Genomic DNA, 18,240 nt, shown 5'->3' on the forward strand with positions numbered 1-18,240 from the left:
GCGAGCCTGCTCGCGAAATGGGCCGGTGAAGCGTGTGCATCACTCCTTGACGCTCATGTATTCCTTGGCCCAGAGAATGTATTCCTCCGGCTGGGTATAGGTGTGCGTCAACTCGGTCGCGCTCAAATCGGAGGCTTGGGTAAAGATCTGCCGCTGCTCGCGCAGGCTGTCGTACGTCGCTTTGATCGCCGCAAAGTACGCACCATGCCCATCGATGGTCACACGCACCCCAAGTTCTGCCAGACGCTTGTCGTCGCGCAATGCCGGGTTGCCGTAGGTCACCAGCATCAGCGGTACGGTCATGTGTTCGGCGATTTGTTCGAGTTGATCAAAATCCTGAATCCCGACCATGCAGATACCGTCAGCCCCGGCCGCTTGATACTGGCGAGTGCGGCTGATGATTTCCTGGTTCGGCAAAATACCGGCATTGGTACGGGCGATGATCGCCATTTCCGTATCAACCCGGGCTTCCAGCGCTGCGCGGATCTTGCCGACGCCTTCGGCAACGGTGATCAGGTCGGTGGATTTGCGGCCGAATTGTGCCGGCAGCAAGGTGTCTTCGATGGTCAGTGCAGCGACGCCGGCGCGTTCCAGTTCGACGATGGTGCGCATCACGTTGAGGGCGTTGCCGTAGCCGTGGTCGGCGTCGGCGATCACCGGCAATTGGGCGACGCGGCCGATGCGGGTGGCCTGTTCGGCGAACTCGCTGAGGGTGATCAGGGCAAAGTCCGGGGCGCCGAGCACCTGCAACGAAGCCACGGAACCGCCGAGGATGCCCACTTCAAAACCCAGGTCAGCGGCAATGCGCGCGGACATTGGATCGAACACCGAAGCCGTGTGATAGCAGGTGTCGGAAGCCAGCAGTTGACGGAAGTTGCGGCGCAAATCTTGATGGGAAAGCCTGGTCATACGAGTTCCACCAATACAAAGGAATGGAAAGGCTTGAACAAAGGTGTCAACGCCGAAGAATGAAAAGGCTATCACGCGAATGGGTCAAGGATCATGACGAATTTGCAAGGGACAGGTTGTCGCGGACTCTTTTGCTGAAAGGATTTACCTTTTTGCGGTGATGACCGTCAGGCCGCCACCGCCTGCTGCTGTTGATTGGGCAGCATCGCCGCGCGCACCGAATTGCCCGGTTGCAGTTGCAGACGCTTGGCGGTGAGGCGGTCGATCATCAGGCTGCTGCCGACCCGGCGGGCGCGGGCCACGGTGATGCGGCAGTTTTCCAGACGGCGGTTGTGAATCAGCCACAGCGGTGCCTGTTCATCTGGACTGCCGAGGCTCAGGGTCAGCTCAACGCTCTCGCGTACGGTGCGGATATTGCGCACCGGCGCTTCGATCACCGGGCCGCCGTCAAAAATGTCGATGTAGCCCTTGTGGGTAAACCCTTCGGCCTGGAGGATCTTCAGTGCCGGCTCGGTATTCGGGTGTGCCTGGCCAATCGCCGCCTGGGCTTGTTCGGTGAGCATGCAGGTATACAGCGGCTGGCGCGGCATCAGTTCGGCGATGAACGATTTGTTGCCCAGCCCGGACAAGTGATCGGCGTGGCTGAAGTCCATTTGAAAGAAATGCCGACCCAGGCTGTCCCAGAACGGCGAACAACCGTGCTCATCGGCACTGCCGCGCAGTTCGGCAATCATCTTCTCGCCGAACAGGTGCGGGAATTCGGCAACGAACAGCAAACGCCCCAGTGACAACAAACGGCCGTTGCTGCCATGGCGCTGATCATGGCCAAGAAACAGCGAGCACAGCTCCGATTGGCCGGTCAGTTCATTGTTGAGAAACAGCGTCGGGATCTGCCGTTGAATGCCCAGGTCCGGCGCCGAACTGACGGTCAACCCGACCCGATAGTTGTACCAGGGCTCGCGCAGGCCAACCGCCCCGGCCAGTGCGCTGACACCAACCACGCGCATGTCGTCGTCTTCGAGCACAAACAGATAGTCCGCGTCGGCCCGTTCCACCTGTTCGGCGAACGCCCGTTGCGCCCAGCGGACCCGGTGGGACAGGCGATCTTCGTTGGCCGGCAGGGTGGTGAACCCCGGGCCGGCCTGTTGCACCAGCGCCATCAAGGCTGGCAGGTCGCTGACTTTGACCGGGCGGACAATCATGCTGTAACTCCTTCGCGCCTGTTCGGGCACTGTCGTTGGCTGCGCAACCGCGCGGGTTTCACAGGGCAATCAGCCGGATTGGGCTGCCATCGGTCACGTTCAGCGCCGCGCACATTGCAGGGGTGAGGGACAGCGGTTGATCAGTCTGGTAATCGAGTTCGGCAATAATTGCCCGGAAACCGTGCAGCGCATCGTTGCTCAGCAGGTAACGACCACGGGCATCGATCTGTGGCCGTTGCTGCACCCTTGCCGTCTGGCTGCGGGCGATCGAACGAATGTTGGCGGTTCGCGCATACAGGGTCGGGCCAGCGTCGAACAGGTCGATGTAGCTGTTGGTTTCGAAGCCTTCGCGCTCAAGGATGTCGAACGCTTCCTGACCGTCCGGGTGGATCCGGCCGATGCAGTCCTGCGCCGCTTGCGGCAGCATCGGCACGTAGATCGGGTATTGCGGCATCAGTTCGGCAAGAAACGTGCGGCTCTGCAGGCCGCACAGGCGTTCGGCTTCCGCGTAGGGCAAATCGAAGAAGTGCTTGCCCAGCGCATCCCAGAACGGCGAATGACCATGCTCGTCGCTGTAACCGACGATTTCGGTAATCACCGCCTCGGCAAAGCGCGGCGCGTGGGCGGCGATAAACAACAGGCGCGCCCGTGACAGCAGTTCGGAAAACGGCGTACGCACCAGTTCGGCATCGATGTGAAAACCGCGCAGCAGCGTGTGGTCATTGAGATCGTGGCACAGCGACAGCGCCGGCACGCCATGTTCAATGTTCAGCTCGCGGGAGGCACTGGTGAAGTGGCGGTTGCGCAGACTGTAGAACGGCTCGTCGAAACCGGCAGTCGCCAGAATCTCCGAGCAACCGACCAGCCGTTGACTGCCCAGGTCTTCCAGCACGAAGAAGTAATTTTCCGGCCCATGGGCCACCGTAGCGCTGTCAAACGAAGTGCAGGAACCGGCGATTTTCAAGCGCAAGCGTTCGCTGTCATCCGGCAGGGAGGTCACGCCCACCAGACTGTCGCGGGCCAATTGTTGGAGCTGGGGCAGATCAGTCTGTTCGACTGGGCGTAAGACCAGCATGGATGTACTCCTGTATCAAAAGGTTCGGCAAAGTCGCCGAACCTGACTATCACTGTCGGTTTCCACGCGATAAATCGGCGGTCGCCTGATTTGTTGTCAGACGCCGCTCTTTTTCTTGTCAGCCGTTGCTCGGGTCAGGCAGCGCGGTGCTGGCGCCGAGTTTGTTGAGGAAAAACAGGTACACCAGACCCAGGGCAATCCAGATCAGGCCGAGTTTCTGCGCATCGACGCCCATGTTGTACATGATGGCCGCGACGATGATGAAGCCGATCACCGGGCAGATCAGGTGACGCACGACCTGACCGGACTTCTGCCGACGCCAGTAGTAGTTGATCACTGTCAGGTGCAGCAGCATGAAACCGCTGAGCGCGCCGAAGTTGATCAGTGACGTCAGGATGTCGACTGCGTCGATGAACAGATAACAGATCACCAGAGACAGCACGGCCACCAGATAGATGCTCAGATAGGGCGTGTTGTATTTCGGATGCACTTTGGCCAGCACTTTTGGCAGCTTGCCGTCGCGGGCCATGCCGAACAGCAGGCGCGACACTGCCGCTTGTGAAGTGATTGCCACGGCAACCCCCCAGGCCAGCGCCGTCGCGACGGCGGTCAGAGTCGCCAGCCAACTGCCAGCGGCGATCTCGGCGATTTCATAGAATGCCGTGTCGGCAGACTTGAAGCCCATGCCCGCCGCCAGATCAGTGGCGATCCAGGTTTGCACGACGAAAATCGTGCCCATTACTGCCAGGGTGATCAGCGCCGCTTTGCCGACACTGCGGCCCGGATCGTCCTTGATTTCTTCGGCGAGCGTGGAGATTGCATCAAAGCCGAGGAACGACAGCACAGCGATCGACACCGCTTGCATCAGCAGGGCGAAGTTGAACGTTTCCGGGTGATACAACGGCGCCAGAGTCAACTCGCCGTTACCGCCACCGTTGTGCAGCGCGTTCCAGGCATAGAACAGAAAAATGCCCAGCACGACCAGTTGCGCCATCAGAAAGAGGATGTTCATCCGCGCGGTGAAAGTGATGCCGCGCAAGTTGACGAAGGTCGCGCTGACAAGGAACGCCAGGATGAAGCCGACCTTGGGAATGTCCGGGTACAAGTGGTTAAGCGCCATCGCCGCATAGAGGTAGAGCAGCGGCGGGATCAGCAGGTAATCAAGCAGCATCAACCAACCGGCGATGAAGCCGACGTGCTGATTGAGGCCGCGTTGCGCGTAGGAATATACCGAACCTGCGATCGGAAAAGCCTTGGCCATGCTGCCGTAGCTCAGCGCGGTGAACAGCATCGCCACCATGCCGATGATGTACGCCAGCGGCACCATCCCCGGGGCTTCGGCGTTGACGTAGCCGTACACTCCGAACGGGGCGATGGGGATCATGAAGATCATCCCGTACACCACCAGGTCGGTCAGCGTCAGGCTACGTTTCAACTCTTGCTTGTAGCCGAATTCTTCAATTTCCATGAAGCGCAACTCCTTGTCAGCCAGTCGGTCGTTTTAGTTGTTATCGGTCCATCGTTTACAGCGTCAGCAATCTTTCATTACAGCAATGGCGCGAGGTATCCGGCCCAGCGCGATACGGCTTCGGGGCTGCGCAGCAAGTCATTGCGCACCTCAATCAGCACCGAATCGAGGCCCCGGGCATCACCGTGCACCGGCACGGTCATGTCGCCCAGCGGGTCGATCTTGTACGGTTGATTACCAGCCACTTTCACTGGATGTTCAGCGAGGCCGTCGAGGAGACGTTGCGCATAGTCTTTCGCCTGACCGAACAGCACGCCGATCTCCAGTGGTCGCGGCTGGCCGTAATACACCGGGGTGAAACTGTGAATCCCCACCACACGTACCGCTTGGCCCTGTGCAACACGTTCGTCGATCAAGGTTTGCAAGCGCGCGTGAAACGGTTTGAACAAGGTCTGGCGGCGGTATTCGCGGGTGGCTTCGTCCAGTTCGCGGTTGCCCGGCACCTGATAGATTTCGCTCTGCGCCGGAATGCTGTCCGGGGCGTGGCGGGGCCGGTTCAGATCGATCAGCAGCCGCGAATAATTGGCGCTCAACAGGGTTGCGCCGAGCATTTGCGACAACTGCTCGGCCAGTTGCAGGGCGCCGAGGTCCCAGGCGATATGTTCGCGAGCGGCGGCATCGTCCAGGCCCAGATTGTTCAGGGCGTCGGGGATATAGCGGCTGGCGTGTTCGCACACCAGAATCACCGGGTGCGTCGAGTCGGCGCGGCTCAGGTTGTAGGCCGGTCGGGTGTACAAGCCCAGTTCGGCGGATTCAGTACAGGCGTGCATAGTGCTCACACAAGTCAGCGGGCGAGAGCTGTTCCGTCAGCGCCAGTTCCTCGGTTTTCAGGGCGTAATAAGTGTCGAGCAGCGGATTGGGAAGCCATGCAGTGAAGGCGCCACTGTTGCGCAGGCAATCCAGCGCCTGGGCCAGCGAGGCGGGCAGGGCGACGATGCCCCGGGCCTGGCGTTGCTCGTCGTTGAGTGAATCGGGAATTTCGTCGGTGATCGCGTTCAGTGCCAGGCGTTGTTCGATGCCCAGTCGACCGGCGATCAACAGCGCAGCCATGGCCAGATGCGGCGATGCGGTGGCGTCCATGGCGCGGAATTCGAGGTTGAACTGCTGGGCCACGGATTTGCCGCCGAGGGTCACGGTCGGGCAAATGCGCAGCGCTGCTTCACGGTTCTGCTGGCCCAGGCAAGCGTAGGACGCGCTCCAGTGATGCGGTTGCAAACGTTCGTACGACACCGGCGTCGGCGCGGTGAACGCGCAAAGTGCCGGCAAGTAATGCAGGATCCCCGCCGCCCAATGCTGACCGAGACTCGACAGACCGTTACTGGTGCCGGCGTCGTAAAGCATTGGCTGGCCGGCCAGATCGAGCAGGCTGACATGCAAATGCACGCCGTTGCACACCGCATCGGCGGAGGTCTTCGGCGCGAAGCTCAGATCCAGGCCCATTTGCCGGGCGATCTCGCGGGTGATCTCGCGCACGTTGACCGCGCGATCGGCCGCCGCCACGCCGAGCGTCGGGCGGCAGGTGATTTCGTATTGGTGCTTGCCGTATTCCGGCAGAAACATTTCCGGCTCGACACCGCCGGCGCGCAAGGCACTGAGCAGCCAGCCGCCGAATTCGGCACCCTGACGCTGGGCTTCGAGGGAAAATGCCAGATGTTCGACGAAACCGGCGTGCAGGTTGAATTCGTGTTCGAACGCGGCGTTGACCTGCAAGCCCAGCTCATCGCGATAACGCTCGATTTCGTCGCGCAACAGCGTGCGCGGGCAGGCGCCCCACGGGCGGCCATCGGTTTCGCGGATATCGCCGTGGATGAAATCCAGTGCTGGTGCATCAGCATCCGGGCCGTTGCCGACGGTGACGCGGCTGCCCAGATCCGGAATCAGCCGCAGGTCGCCATAAGCGCCCCATGGATTGGTCGAGGCAATGATGTCCTGCGGCGTCAGTGCACTGTTGGCCGGCACCCAGCCGCAACCGGCGGCTTGATAATGCTCCAGCTCATCGGTGGGAAACGAGCGGCCCCGGGTGATGCCGATCAGGTCGGTGGTGACCAGTGTGGTCATCGGCAGTGGGGTCAGGCGCGTACTCATGGCTGCATCTCCTGCAGGCGGCCGAGCACGGTGTCGGTGTCGGTGATCCAGCAATAACCCTTGATCGCGTTCAGGCAGGCGTGATGGCGTTCGGCGCTGTAGGTGGCGCAGGCGTCCTCGACCAGCGTGACCAGATAGCCGCGATCGGCGGCGTCGCGCACGGCCATGTCGACGCACTGGTCAGTGACGATGCCGGCAATGATCAGGTGACGGGTTTGCAGGTTGCGCAGCACGTAGTCGATGTTGGTCGAGTTGAACACCCCGGACGAGGTCTTAGGCAGGACGATTTCGTTTTCCACCGGGGTCAGGTCTTCAATGATCCTGGCCTGCACGCTGCCTTTGGGCAGGTGCATGTCCGAGAGTTTGTGGTCGAGCGAGCGGTCGCGACCATCGGCGGTGAGGCTTTCGATGATGGTGTGCAGCACGTTTTGCCGCGCTTCGCGAAAAGCACTGAGCAAGCGACGTTGATTGGGCACCACCTGCATGTGCGCGCGGGTGAGGAAATATTCGGCGTCAGGGCCGTTGAGGTGCGCGTCGAACTGCGGTTCGAGCCAGGCACGCTGCATGTCCACCAGCAACAGCGCGGTGTGATCGGTGACAAACGGCAAGTCCCGCGGCGAGCGGTGGGGAAGGCTGAACATCCTTATTTATCCTCCAGCAGGTGGGTGTTGAAGTCATTGCGCAGGGCGTCGATGCCTTCCAGGCGATCGGCGAGGTTTTCGGTGCGCAAGGTCAGGCAGGCGATCAGTGCTTCGACCTGAGCCAGCGCCGGCACCATGGTGTCGAACGGCGAGGCCGATTCCACCGGGGCGCTGATGATCAGGTCGGCCAGTTCGCGCAGTGGCGAGGCGTAGATGTCGGTGAACAGCACTACGCGCGCGTTGTTGTTTTTCGCCGCGCTGGCCACCCGCAGGGCCTGGGTTTGATAGCGGCGGTAGTCGAACAGCAGCACCACGTCCTGGCGTTGCAGATCGAACAGGCGATCGGGCAATTGCGCGTTGTCTTCCAGAGCGAAGCAACCGGGGCGCAGCAGACGCAGGTGATTGAGCAGGTAAGTGGCCATCAGGCTGCTGAAGCGCCCGCCGAAGCAGTACACCTGATGCCGCGCGTCGAGTAGCCAATCGGTGAGAATGCGCACGTCTTCGGGTTGGGTCAGCGATTGGGTTTCGACCAGCAGGCGATGGCTGTCGCCCAGATAGTGGCTCCAGGCGTCGTCCTTGTGCTGATGGGCGCGCGGTTGCAACAGCGTGCGCGGCGAGCGCAGGCGGTGGTCCATGTCGCTGAGCAGGGCATCCTGGAATTCGGCGTAACCGCCAAAACCAAGTTTTTTCACCAGCCGCACAATGGTCGGATCGCTGACGCCGGCATGTTCGGCCAGACGCGCCATCGGCCCCAGACCGTTGCGTGGGTACTGATCAAGCAAGGCGCGAACGACTTTGCGCTCCGACGGCGTAAGATCCAGGCCGGGATCGGTGATCAGGTCTCTGAGAGGGGGCATCCGGGCTCCTGCTGGATGAGGGTGTTGAATTCGCTTCATAATCCGTTAAAACAGTATTTATGTAACTGACGTTACATGTCTAGTGAATTTTTCAGCGTGTTGAAGCAATGCCCAAATGGGGCGCGGTGCCCGTATAACAAGGGCTACACGGATTTCGACCAGCCTTGTAGTCCATTGCCCACAACGCTGTCAGATATTGCCGTATTCCTGGCGTCGTCCTTTTTTCCGGTGGCTAGCCAGCGGCCCCGCAGCCCTCGGTTTACGGCACAATTGCCAACAAAACGGCTTACGTCGTTGATTTTCCTCAAGCCCGACCGGAGCGATGCCTGTGCAGACCACTCGTTTGACATTGATTTGCCATGCGCGAACCGTCGCACAGAAATTGGCGTGTTTTCCTACGAATGAACCCGTTGAAAATATCGACCTGGCGTCAGCCGCACTGGCCGAGCGTTTCGACACCGCGCGACGCTTGATTTGCGCTCCGGAATTGCGCACCCGCCAGACGGCGGCGTGGTTTGGCGCGGATGCGCAGATCGACGAGGCGCTGCGCGATTGTGACTGGGGACGCTGGCACGGGGTGTCGATCAAATCCCTGCAAAACTCTGAAGACGCGGCGCTGCGGGCCTGGCTCGAAGATCCCCACGCGACACCACATGGCGGTGAATCGGTGGCCCAGTTGTGCGAGCGGGTGGCGATATGGCTGAGCAGTCTGCAAGCCACGCCTGGACAGGTAGTGGCGGTGACGCATCCGTTTGTCATCCGCGCTGCGCTGAGCCACGCGATGAGTGGCGTGGCGTTTCATGACATTGATGTCGAACCGCTGTCGATGGTCGAACTACGCTTCACCGGGCGCTGGCGCCTGCGTCTGCCAAGCCTGGATGTTAAAGGAGCACTTTGATGAAACAACTGCTGGTGATCGGCATCGGTGCCGGTAATCCCGACTACATCACGATGCAGGCGGTGAAGGCGCTTAATCAGGTCGATGTGTTCTTCCTGATGGATAAAGGCCAGAGCAAGGACAAGCTGATCGACTTGCGCCGTGAGATCTGTGAGCGCTACATCGACGACCCCGACTATCGCTTCGTCGAAGCGCAGAGCCCGGAACGCGAGCGGGGCGATGTCAACTATACAGCCAGTGTCGATGACCTGAACCGCGCCAAGCAGCAAACCTTCGAGCGTCTGATCAATGAAGAATTGTCTGACGGCCAGTGCGGCGGTTTCCTGGTGTGGGGCGATCCGGCGTTGTACGACAGCACCGTGCGCATCCTTCAGGCGATTCTTGCCTCGGGCGTTTGTACCTTCGAGTTTCAAGTGATCCCCGGGATCACCAGTGTGCAGGCGCTCGCGGCGCAGCACAAAGTGCCGTTGAACACCATCGGTCGGTCGATTGAAATCACCACCGGGCGGCGTTTGGCGGCGGGGCAGGTGAGTGATGCGGACAGTCTGGTGGTGATGCTCGATGCCGAAGACTCGTATCACCAGGTCGCCGATCAGCAGACCGAGATTTACTGGGGCGCCTACTTGGGCACGCCGGACGAGATTCTGATCAGTGGCAGGCTTGCCGATGTCGCCGATGAGATCGAGCGGGTGCGCAAGAAGGCGCGGGCGGAGCATGGGTGGATCATGGATACGTACTTGCTGCGCAAACCCTAGATTTTCGCTGGCCGGGCTGGCCCCTTCGCGAGCAAGCTCGCTCCCACATTTTGAAATGCGTTCTCTTGTGGGTGCGAGCTTGCTCGCGAAGGGGCCGCAACATTCAAAGCCGATTTCGAACAGGCAAAAAAATACCCGGTGCAACGCAAGTCGCACCGGGTTTTTGTTGGCAGCAAGCGGCGGATGTCGTGGATCCGCCATTCACTGTTGAACTCTGGTTATGCGCGTTCCAGGGCCAGCGCCACACCCTGGCCGCCGCCGATGCACAGGGTCGCCAGACCCTTTTTCGCATCACGCTTGATCATTTCATGCAGCAAGGTCACCAGGACGCGGCAACCCGAGGCACCGATCGGGTGGCCCAAGGCGATGGCGCCGCCGTTGACGTTGACCTTGTCCAGATCCCATTGCAGATCCTTGGCCACCGCCAGCGATTGTGCAGCAAACGCTTCGTTGGCTTCGATCAGGTCGAGTTGGTCGATGTTCCAACCGGCCTTGTCCAGGCAGCGACGGGTGGCCGAAACCGGGCCGATGCCCATGATTGCTGGATCAACACCTGCGTTTGCATAAGCGGCGATGGTCGCCAGAACCGGCAATCCGAGGGACTTGGCTTTCTCGGCGCTCATCAGGATGACCGCAGCGGCGCCGTCGTTCAGTGACGAAGCGTTGCCAGCGGTGACGCTGCCGTCCTTTTTGAACGCCGGGCGCAGTTTCGCCAGGGATTCGCCGGTGGTGTCGCCACGCGGTTGCTCGTCAACCTTGAAGGCAACAGGATCGCCCTTGCGCTGCGGGATAAGGATCGGGGTGATCTCATCGACAAAGCGACCGGCCTCGATCGCGGCTGCGGCTTTTTGCTGAGACGCGGCAGCGAAGGCGTCCTGCTGCTCACGGCTGATTTCGTACTTGTCGACCAGATTCTCGGCGGTGATGCCCATGTGGTAATCGTTGAACGCATCCCATAGACCGTCGCTGATCATGGTGTCGACGATTTGCGCGTGGCCCATGCGCAGACCGGTGCGTGCGCCCGGCATGACGTAGTTGGACAGACTCATGTTTTCCTGGCCACCGGCGATGATCACATCAGCGTCGCCGCAACGGATCGCCTGTGCGCCGAGGTGCAGGGCTTTGAGGCCCGAACCGCAAACCTTGTTCAGGGTCAGCGCCGGCACGGCGTGGGGCAAGCCAGCCTTGATTGCGGCCTGACGCGCCGGGTTCTGGCCGGCGCCGGCGGTCAGCACCTGGCCCATGATCACTTCATCAACCTGCGCACCGTCCAGACCGGTTTGCTCGAGCAACTGGCGGATCACCGCCGCGCCCAGATCAACGGCGGACACGCTGGCCAGCGAACCCTGGAAACTGCCGATCGCGGTACGCGTGGCGGCAACAATTACGACGTCTTGCATTTTCGAATTCCTCACTGGGCAGCGAACTGCATTTCCGGTACGTGATCCGGGACGATCAGTTTACCAGCGGTTTTGGCGACGATTTCCTCGACGCTGACGCCAGGCGCGCGTTCCTTGAGGACAAAAGCGCCATTTTCGATTTCCAGGTAGGCGAGGTCGGTCAGCACTCGTTTGATGCAACCGGCGCCGGTCAGCGGCAGGCTGCATTTGGCCAACAGTTTCGACTCACCATCCTTGGAGGCGTGGGTCATGATCACGATGATGTTGTCGGCGCCGGCCACCAGATCCATCGCGCCGCCCATGCCCTTGACCAGTTTGCCGGGGATCATCCACGAAGCGATGTTGCCTTCGACGTCGACTTCGAACGCGCCGAGCACGGTCAGGTCGACATGGCCGCCGCGAATCATCGCGAAGGACTCGGCGGAGTTGAAGATCGACGCGCCAATACGCGCGGTCACGGTTTGCTTGCCGGCGTTGATCATGTCGGCATCGATGGTGTCTTCCGTCGGAAACGGGCCCATGCCGAGCAGGCCGTTTTCCGATTGCAGCATGACTTCCATGCCGTCGGGAATGTAGTTGGCGACCAGGGTAGGAATGCCGATGCCGAGGTTCACATAAAAGCCGTCCTGCATTTCGCGGGCGACGCGCTGAGCCATTTGTTCGCGGGTAAGTGCCATGTTTTTATTCTCCGTCAGCCTGAATTATTTGCGGATGGTGCGCTGTTCGATGCGTTTTTCGAACGTGCCGCAAATGACCCGATCGACGTAGATGCCCGGGGTATGGATCTGCGAAGGATCGAGTTCGCCGGGTTCGACGATTTCTTCGACTTCAACCACGGTGATCTTGCCGGCGGTGGCGGCCAGCGGGTTGAAGTTCTGCGCGGTGTGGCGGTAGATGACGTTGCCGAAGTGGTCGGCTTTCCAGCCTTTGACGATGGCGAAGTCGCCAGTGATGGATTCTTCCATCAGGTACTTGCGACCCTTGAATTCACGCACTTCCTTGCCTTCGGCAACCGGGGTGCCGACGCCGGTGGCGGTGAAGAACGCAGGAATGCCGGCGCCGCCTGCGCGCATCTTCTCGGCGAGGGTGCCTTGCGGGGTCAGGATGACTTCGATTTCGCCCTTGAGCAGTTGCTCTTCGAACAGCTTGTTTTCGCCGACGTAGGAAGCGATGACTTTGCTGATCTGACGATCGGTGAGCAGTACGCCGAGGCCGAAACCGTCAACGCCGCAGTTGTTGGAAACCACGGTGAGGTCGCGGGTGCCTTTGCGCTTGATCTCGGCGATCAGGTTTTCCGGAATGCCGCAAAGGCCGAAGCCGCCGGCGATGACGGTCATGCCGTCCTCAAGCCCGGCCAGGGCTTCCTCGTAGGAATTCACGCGTTTGTCGAAACCTGCCATATGCACCTCTTTTATTATTTGCGGGCGGCTGGCTAGCCGAATGGTTGGAGTGTCTCGCCGGGAGATATATTTGTTAAGTTGATTTTTAAGGTTGATTGATAGATAAAACTCAATAGTCGCGTTATGGCGTGCTGCTTTGATCGTTCCCCACGCTCTGCGTGGGAACGCCTTTAGGGACGCTCCGCGTCCAGTGACGCGGAGCGTCACGGGCTGCAACGATCATCATGGCTTGCCGCTTAACGCTTGTAGCTTACAACTGGAGCGAAGCGACCATGACCATCAAACAGATCCGCGCTTTTCTTGCCGTGGCGCAAAGCCTGAGTTTCGCTGTGGCCTGTGAGCGCCTGCACCTGTCGCAATCAGCCTTGAGCCTGACCATCAAAGCGCTGGAAGAGGGCCTGGGTGGGCGTCTGTTCAGCCGTAACACTCGCAATGTGGCGCTGACTCCGGAAGGTGAATCGCTGTTGCCCCTGGCCCGGCGCCTGATCGCCGACTGGGACAACGCCGAAGACGAGATGCGTCAACGATTCAGTTTGCAACGCGGGCGGGTGACGCTGGCGGCGATGCCGTCGTTCGCCGGCAACCTGCTGCCGCCGATCCTCAAGACGTTTCGGGCGCGCTATCCGAACGTCAACGTCACGGTCAATGACGTGATCAATGAGCAAGTGCTGGAGATGGTCCGTGATCGTCAGGTGGAACTGGGCGTGGCGTTCGAGCCGATGCAAAACACCTCGATGACGTTTACGCCGTTGTACATGGATCGCTTCGTCGCGGTGGTGCCGAAGGATTCGCCGCTGGCGCAGCGCAGTGAGATCGATTGGCAGACGTTGTTGCAGCAGCCGTTCATCACGTTGCAGCGACCCTCGACGGTTCGGGTGATGCTCGAAGAGCACCTGCAGGCGCGCGGCATGAAGTTGCCGGTGGAGTTTGAAAGCCATCAATTGGCAACGGTCGGGCGCATGGTCGCCAGTGGGCTGGGCGTCAGTGCCGTGCCGGCGTTGTGCGCCGAGCAGATGCAGGAGCTGGGCGCCCATTGCCTGACGCTGGATGATTCGGTGGAACGGGCGATTGGCGTGCTGACCGAGCCTGGCAATGAACTGTCGGCGGCGGCGCAGGCGTTGTTCGATATTCTCAAGGCTGAAGATCTCGGGCGACTGTGAGATTTACCCCCTCACCCCAACCCTCTCCCCAAGGGGGCGAGGGGGAAAGGGGGCTGATCGTGGGCATTTCAGGAAATGGGTTCGACTCGAAATTTTCAGGTCGGTGTATCGCTTGACAACAACTCGGTCAGTTCCCTCTCCCCTGGGAGAGAGCGAGGGGGAAGGGAGCTGATCGGGGGTTATTCAGCTTGTGAGCTCGACTCAGCATTTTCAGGTCGCAGTATTCATCCCAGACAACTCGGTCAGTTCCCTCTCCCTTGGGAGAGGGCTAGGGTGAGGGGCTTGGGTCCTGAGTCGAGCGCAGAGTGCAGCCATTCACAGGTCCAGATCCCTCGCCAACAATGGCAAAAGCTGTTCACACGACGCTTCAATCTTCAAATCCAGCAAGTCATCCGCGCGGGTCTTGCCCAGATTGATCGCAATCAACGGTTTGCCGCGATCGGCAATCACCCGGCACAGGCGAAACGCCGAATACGCCATCAACGACGACCCCACCACCAACATCCCTGCCGCATTTTCCGCCGCCGCCATCGCCCGTGCCGCCGTGACTTGCGCGACGTTCTCGCCGAAAAACACCACGTCCGGTTTCATCCGCTCACCAAAGCAATGCGGACACTGCGGCACCTGAAAACGCGCCTCGAACGCCGGGTCGAGCAGGGTGTCGCCATCCGGCGCCTGCACCGCATCGACGCCGGCCAGATAGGGATTTTGCCGTTCCATCAATTGCTGAATCGAATCACGCTCACTGCGCTGACCGCAGTCCAGGCACAGGACGCGATGCAGGCTGCCGTGCAGTTCGATCACATCGTGGCTGCCGGCCTGATCGTGCAGGGTGTCGACGTTCTGAGTGATCAAATCGCGGATCAGCCCACTGCGCTGCAAATCGGCCAATGCCTCGTGAGCCGCATTCGGCTGCGCCTGACGCACCCTCGGCCAGCCGAGCATCGCCCGTGCCCAATAGCGGCGGCGGGATTCGGCGGCGGCCAGAAACTCCTGATACATCATCGGTTGCCGGCCACGGCGCACACCGTCGCTGTCGCGGTAATCCGGAATCCCCGACGGCGTGCTGATGCCGGCTCCGGTCAACACGATGAAATCGCCATCAGCCATCACCCTGCGCAGGGTGTCGAGGTGGTCGCGGGTCGGGCTGTCGAGCATGGTCAGCGCTCCGGGGAAGGACGATGCCAGCAGGTTAGCACGCGACCCGCGCAGGTTACTTGCGCGCCTCCAGAATCAGGTTGAACGGTGTTTGCGTGGCCCTGCGGAACTGCTTGAACCCGGCCTCGACAAACACTTTGCGCAAACGCATTTCTCCCGCCTGCGCGCCCAGGCCCAGGCCGACTTCCTGCGACAGCGAGTTCGGTGTGCAGATAAACGTCGAGGCCGCATAGAACAGCCGCCCGACCGGGTTGATGTTGTCGTCCAGGGTGTCGTTGGCGAACGGTTCGACCAGTAACACCGTGCCGTCGTCTTTCAGCGAATCATAGGCGTGACGCGCGGCGCCGACCGGGTCGCCCATGTCGTGCAGGCAGTCGAAATAACAGATCAGGTCGTAGTCGTTGCCGGGGTAGCTCTTCGCCGAACCCTGGAAAAACTTCGCCCGGCTGCTGACTCCTCCTTCCTCGGCGCGCTGGGTGGCGACGGTGATCGAGGGGGCGTGATAGTCGTAGCCGACGAAACGCGAGTTGGGAAAGGCCTGGGCCATGATCACCGTCGACGCGCCATGGCCGCAGCCGACATCGGCGACTTTGGCGCCTGCCTCCAGTTTCGCCACCACACCGTCCAGCGCCGGCAGCCATTCGGCGATCAGGTGGCCTTTATAGCCAGGCCGGAAGAACCGCTCGGTGCCGCTGAACATGCACGGATGATGATCGCCCCAGGGCAGGGCGCCGTTGCCGCGCATGGCTTTGACCAGTTTGTCCTTGTCATGAAAAAACGACGCCACCACCCCGAGGCCGCCAGCGACGTATACCGGCGAATCTTCGACGGCCAGGGCCAGCGCCTGTTCTTCCGGTAAACGGAACTGGCCGTCGTGGTGCTCCATATAGCCGGACGCCGCGTGAGCGCTGAGCCATTCGCGCACCAGACGCGGGTTGCAGGTGGTTTTCGCGGCGAGGGCATCGGCACTGATCGGCTGACTGTCGGCCATGGCCCGGTACAAACCGAGTTCTTCGCCGACGATGACATTGGCCAGCATCGCCGCGCCGCCCATGTCGTTGACCAGTTTGCCCATGAATTGGTTGAGCTTCGCCTCGTCCATCATGTGTGCTCCTGAAACAGGATCACAGTCCGGCGGCGTCGAGGGTCGAGGCGTGCGCCACCGGGCGGTGGTCGCGGAGTTGGGCAGGGCACGGCTGAAGTCCTGCGTCCCCCTCGACTGGGTAATAAAGGAGTCTAGCCCCGGTCCGGGACTGCCGCTTTCTTTGTGAACAGCGAAAACCTCGGTGGGAGCGAGCTTGCTCGCGAATGCGGCATTTCAGGCAATTCTTATATTGGCAGTGACGACGCTTTCGCGAGCAAGCTCGCTCCCACATTTGAGAGTGTGTATCACTGTGTATCGCGGTGGTGGGGGGATACACGGGGCGGCAATTGTCCGGGTGGGCGTACACAGCCCTGATACAGGCGTCGACTCCACTGGGTAGACCCATCCATCGAGGTTTCCCCATGCAAATTCCTCAATCATCAACGCAACCCGGTGTCGGCCTGGGCCTGCGCCGTGGCTTGCTGAAAGACTTGCAAGCTGCCCGCAGCGGCGATTTCGACTTTCTCGAAGTCGCTCCGGAAAACTGGATCGGCGTCGGCGGTGCCCACGGTGCGGCGTTGCGTGAACTGGCCGAACGCTACCCGTTGTCCTGTCACGGCTTGTCGCTGTCACTTGGCGGATCCGCGCCGCTGGATGTCGAATTCCTGCAGGAAGTGCGGGTGTTTCTCGACCGTTTCAACGTGCCGCTGTACAGCGAACACCTGAGTTATTGCAGCGATGACGGGCATCTCTATGACTTGCTGCCATTACCGTTCACCGAAGAGGCGGTGCACCACGTCGCCACGCGCATCCGTCAGGCTCAGGACATTCTCGGCCGGCGTCTGGCCGTGGAAAACGTCTCCTACTACGCCGCCCCGCGCCAGGACATGGACGAGGTGACCTTCACCAATGCGGTTCTGCAAGAGGCTGATTGCGATCTGCTGCTGGACGTCAACAACGTCTACGTCAATGCGATCAACCATGAATTCGATCCGCTAACCTTTCTCGCCGGTATCGAGCCGGGCCGGGTGGTCGGGATGCACGTGGCCGGGCATTTCGATGAGTCCGATACGCTGAAAATCGACACCCATGGCGCCTCGGTAAAACCGCAGGTCTGGTCTCTGCTGGCCGCAGCCTACGCACGGTTTGGCGCGCAGCCCACGCTGCTTGAACGGGATTTCAATTTCCCGGCATTTTCCGAACTGGTTGCTGAGATGCAGACCATTCGCCACTTGCAGGCAGGGGGCAACCATCGTGGATAAGCTGACACTGCAACAACAGGCGCTGACCCGGTATTTGCGCGATCCCGATCATCAATCGCCACCGGCCGACATGAACGCGGAGCGGGTCAACGTTTATCGGGATCTGGTGTTCAACAACGTCTCGCAATTGCTCAGCGGCACGTTTCCGGTGATGATCCGGATCATCGGTGAGCAACGCTGGGGCCTGCTGGTGCGAGGTTTCTTGCGTGACTGGCGAGCGCAAACACCGAAGTTCGGCGAGATTGCCCAAACCTTTCTCGACTATCTCGCTTCGCAACCGCAGGTGTTACGCGAAGGTGAGTGGCCGGCGTTTCTGCTGGAGCTGGCGCATTACGAATGGGTCGAGATGGTGTTGCAGCAGTCTGATGCTGAGGCGCTGCCGTGGACGGATCCGGCGCTGTTGCTGGAACGCCCGCTGCAGATCTCGGCGTTGGCCTGGCCGTTGGCGTATGTGTGGCCGGTACAGGCACTCGATCCAAACCATCAGCCCGCCACGCCTCCGGCGCAACCGACGCTGTTGCTGGTGCGGCGTGCGGCGGACTGGAGTGTGAAGTTTTCCGCGCTGAGTCCGTTGGCCTGGCGGTTGTTGCAGCGCATCACTGAGTTTGTGTCGTTGACGGGGCGCGAGCAGTTGCGAGGTCTGGCGCAGGAGGCCGGGGAGTCGGCGAGCGCTACGTTCATGGACAATGGGCTGGCGTTGTTGCAGCAGATGCATGAGGACCAGGTGATCGGTCTGGCATCTTGAATACTTAAACCGCGCCGCACCCTGTGGGAGCGAGCCTGCTCGCGAAAGCGATCTGTCAGTCAACTTGAACATCGACTGACA

At 60.8% G+C, this 18,240-nt stretch carries 18 protein-coding genes; 5 read left to right on the top strand and 13 right to left on the bottom strand.

Annotated elements, in window-relative coordinates; translation table 11 throughout:
• Positions 1-39: 39 nt before the first annotated feature.
• From ACZZ0G_RS23105 to ACZZ0G_RS23140, 8 genes are all read right to left on the bottom strand, one after another.
• Positions 40-909 carry an isocitrate lyase/PEP mutase family protein gene (locus ACZZ0G_RS23105; RefSeq protein ID WP_463557653.1) on the bottom strand — a complete coding sequence of 290 codons (870 nt, stop codon included), beginning with the start codon at positions 907-909 and terminating at the stop codon, positions 40-42.
• A 167-nt stretch (positions 910-1,076) separates the two neighbouring features.
• A complete protein-coding gene (astA, locus tag ACZZ0G_RS23110) occupies positions 1,077-2,111 on the bottom strand; it encodes an arginine N-succinyltransferase (RefSeq protein WP_463396820.1) in 1,035 nt (344 codons plus the stop codon).
• Between the two features lie 58 nt (positions 2,112-2,169).
• Positions 2,170-3,186, bottom strand: coding sequence for an arginine N-succinyltransferase (locus tag ACZZ0G_RS23115; RefSeq protein ID WP_463557654.1), 1,017 nt, complete (start codon positions 3,184-3,186; stop codon positions 2,170-2,172).
• Between the two features lie 118 nt (positions 3,187-3,304).
• The gene (locus tag ACZZ0G_RS23120; RefSeq protein ID WP_463557655.1) at positions 3,305-4,654 is read right to left on the bottom strand and encodes an APC family permease; all 1,350 of its coding nucleotides are present in this window, start codon (positions 4,652-4,654) and stop codon (positions 3,305-3,307) included.
• A 77-nt stretch (positions 4,655-4,731) separates the two neighbouring features.
• Positions 4,732-5,484, bottom strand: coding sequence for an N-formylglutamate amidohydrolase (locus tag ACZZ0G_RS23125; protein ID WP_463557656.1), 753 nt, complete (start codon positions 5,482-5,484; stop codon positions 4,732-4,734).
• Positions 5,468-6,799, bottom strand: a complete 1,332-nt coding sequence (locus ACZZ0G_RS23130; protein WP_463557657.1) for a type I glutamate--ammonia ligase — start codon at positions 6,797-6,799, stop codon at positions 5,468-5,470. Before ACZZ0G_RS23130 ends, ACZZ0G_RS23125 begins: the two co-directional genes overlap by 17 nt.
• Positions 6,796-7,440 (bottom strand): cysteine hydrolase family protein, encoded by a 645-nt coding sequence (locus ACZZ0G_RS23135; protein ID WP_463557658.1) that lies wholly within the window; start codon positions 7,438-7,440, stop codon positions 6,796-6,798. The genes ACZZ0G_RS23130 and ACZZ0G_RS23135 overlap by 4 nt, the downstream gene beginning before the upstream one ends.
• 2 nt (positions 7,441-7,442) lie before the next feature.
• On the bottom strand, positions 7,443-8,297 hold the full coding sequence (locus ACZZ0G_RS23140; RefSeq protein WP_034152527.1) for a MurR/RpiR family transcriptional regulator: 855 nt from the start codon (positions 8,295-8,297) through the stop codon (positions 7,443-7,445).
• 328 nt (positions 8,298-8,625) lie between these two features.
• Here ACZZ0G_RS23140 and ACZZ0G_RS23145 point away from each other — a divergent pair, with 328 nt between their 5' ends.
• Both ACZZ0G_RS23145 and cobF read left to right on the top strand, forming a co-directional pair.
• Complete coding sequence (locus ACZZ0G_RS23145) at positions 8,626-9,195, top strand: histidine phosphatase family protein (RefSeq protein WP_463557659.1); 570 nt, start codon at positions 8,626-8,628, stop codon at positions 9,193-9,195.
• Positions 9,195-9,950 carry a precorrin-6A synthase (deacetylating) gene (cobF, locus tag ACZZ0G_RS23150; RefSeq protein WP_463557660.1) on the top strand — a complete coding sequence of 252 codons (756 nt, stop codon included), beginning with the start codon at positions 9,195-9,197 and terminating at the stop codon, positions 9,948-9,950. Before ACZZ0G_RS23145 ends, cobF begins: the two co-directional genes overlap by 1 nt.
• 218 nt (positions 9,951-10,168) lie before the next feature.
• Here cobF and ACZZ0G_RS23155 read toward each other — a convergent pair whose 3' ends face one another.
• The 3 genes from ACZZ0G_RS23155 to ACZZ0G_RS23165 are packed head-to-tail and all read right to left on the bottom strand — an operon-like array spanning position 10,169 to position 12,750.
• The gene (locus ACZZ0G_RS23155) at positions 10,169-11,350 is read right to left on the bottom strand and encodes an acetyl-CoA C-acetyltransferase (protein ID WP_463557661.1); all 1,182 of its coding nucleotides are present in this window, start codon (positions 11,348-11,350) and stop codon (positions 10,169-10,171) included.
• A gap of 11 nt (positions 11,351-11,361) precedes the next feature.
• Positions 11,362-12,027 carry a CoA transferase subunit B gene (locus ACZZ0G_RS23160; protein WP_122843518.1) on the bottom strand — a complete coding sequence of 222 codons (666 nt, stop codon included), beginning with the start codon at positions 12,025-12,027 and terminating at the stop codon, positions 11,362-11,364.
• 24 nt (positions 12,028-12,051) lie between these two features.
• Complete coding sequence (locus ACZZ0G_RS23165; protein WP_463557662.1) at positions 12,052-12,750, bottom strand: CoA transferase subunit A; 699 nt, start codon at positions 12,748-12,750, stop codon at positions 12,052-12,054.
• A 272-nt stretch (positions 12,751-13,022) separates the two neighbouring features.
• Here ACZZ0G_RS23165 and ACZZ0G_RS23170 point away from each other — a divergent pair, with 272 nt between their 5' ends.
• Entirely contained in the window at positions 13,023-13,910 is an 888-nt protein-coding gene (locus tag ACZZ0G_RS23170) for a LysR substrate-binding domain-containing protein (RefSeq protein ID WP_463557663.1), read from the top strand.
• Positions 13,911-14,225: 315 nt separating this feature from the next.
• Here ACZZ0G_RS23170 and ACZZ0G_RS23175 read toward each other — a convergent pair whose 3' ends face one another.
• A complete protein-coding gene (locus ACZZ0G_RS23175) occupies positions 14,226-15,068 on the bottom strand; it encodes an NAD-dependent protein deacetylase (protein ID WP_463557664.1) in 843 nt (280 codons plus the stop codon).
• A gap of 55 nt (positions 15,069-15,123) precedes the next feature.
• Positions 15,124-16,170, bottom strand: coding sequence for a class I SAM-dependent methyltransferase (locus ACZZ0G_RS23180; protein WP_463558878.1), 1,047 nt, complete (start codon positions 16,168-16,170; stop codon positions 15,124-15,126).
• 404 nt (positions 16,171-16,574) lie between these two features.
• On the opposite strand from ACZZ0G_RS23180, the gene ACZZ0G_RS23185 reads away from it, so the two are divergent.
• Entirely contained in the window at positions 16,575-17,414 is an 840-nt protein-coding gene (locus ACZZ0G_RS23185) for an HvfB family MNIO-type RiPP peptide maturase (protein ID WP_463557665.1), read from the top strand.
• Complete coding sequence (locus ACZZ0G_RS23190; RefSeq protein ID WP_463557666.1) at positions 17,407-18,159, top strand: HvfC family RiPP maturation protein; 753 nt, start codon at positions 17,407-17,409, stop codon at positions 18,157-18,159. Before ACZZ0G_RS23185 ends, ACZZ0G_RS23190 begins: the two co-directional genes overlap by 8 nt.
• Positions 18,160-18,240 lie beyond the last annotated feature (81 nt).

This window comes from Pseudomonas sp. AC169 (genome assembly GCF_979258515.1).

Coding starts and splice junctions, on each gene's coding strand:
- ACZZ0G_RS23105 (WP_463557653.1), bottom strand. CDS start 909: ATGACCAGGCTTTCCCATCAAGATTTGCGCCGCAACTTCCGTCAACTG.
- astA (WP_463396820.1), bottom strand. CDS start 2,111: ATGATTGTCCGCCCGGTCAAAGTCAGCGACCTGCCAGCCTTGATGGCG.
- ACZZ0G_RS23115 (WP_463557654.1), bottom strand. CDS start 3,186: ATGCTGGTCTTACGCCCAGTCGAACAGACTGATCTGCCCCAGCTCCAA.
- ACZZ0G_RS23120 (WP_463557655.1), bottom strand. CDS start 4,654: ATGGAAATTGAAGAATTCGGCTACAAGCAAGAGTTGAAACGTAGCCTG.
- ACZZ0G_RS23125 (WP_463557656.1), bottom strand. CDS start 5,484: ATGCACGCCTGTACTGAATCCGCCGAACTGGGCTTGTACACCCGACCG.
- ACZZ0G_RS23130 (WP_463557657.1), bottom strand. CDS start 6,799: ATGAGTACGCGCCTGACCCCACTGCCGATGACCACACTGGTCACCACC.
- ACZZ0G_RS23135 (WP_463557658.1), bottom strand. CDS start 7,440: ATGTTCAGCCTTCCCCACCGCTCGCCGCGGGACTTGCCGTTTGTCACC.
- ACZZ0G_RS23140 (WP_034152527.1), bottom strand. CDS start 8,297: ATGCCCCCTCTCAGAGACCTGATCACCGATCCCGGCCTGGATCTTACG.
- cobF (WP_463557660.1), top strand. CDS start 9,195: ATGAAACAACTGCTGGTGATCGGCATCGGTGCCGGTAATCCCGACTAC.
- ACZZ0G_RS23155 (WP_463557661.1), bottom strand. CDS start 11,350: ATGCAAGACGTCGTAATTGTTGCCGCCACGCGTACCGCGATCGGCAGT.
- ACZZ0G_RS23160 (WP_122843518.1), bottom strand. CDS start 12,027: ATGGCACTTACCCGCGAACAAATGGCTCAGCGCGTCGCCCGCGAAATG.
- ACZZ0G_RS23165 (WP_463557662.1), bottom strand. CDS start 12,750: ATGGCAGGTTTCGACAAACGCGTGAATTCCTACGAGGAAGCCCTGGCC.
- ACZZ0G_RS23170 (WP_463557663.1), top strand. CDS start 13,023: ATGACCATCAAACAGATCCGCGCTTTTCTTGCCGTGGCGCAAAGCCTG.
- ACZZ0G_RS23175 (WP_463557664.1), bottom strand. CDS start 15,068: ATGCTCGACAGCCCGACCCGCGACCACCTCGACACCCTGCGCAGGGTG.
- ACZZ0G_RS23180 (WP_463558878.1), bottom strand. CDS start 16,170: ATGGACGAGGCGAAGCTCAACCAATTCATGGGCAAACTGGTCAACGAC.
- ACZZ0G_RS23185 (WP_463557665.1), top strand. CDS start 16,575: ATGCAAATTCCTCAATCATCAACGCAACCCGGTGTCGGCCTGGGCCTG.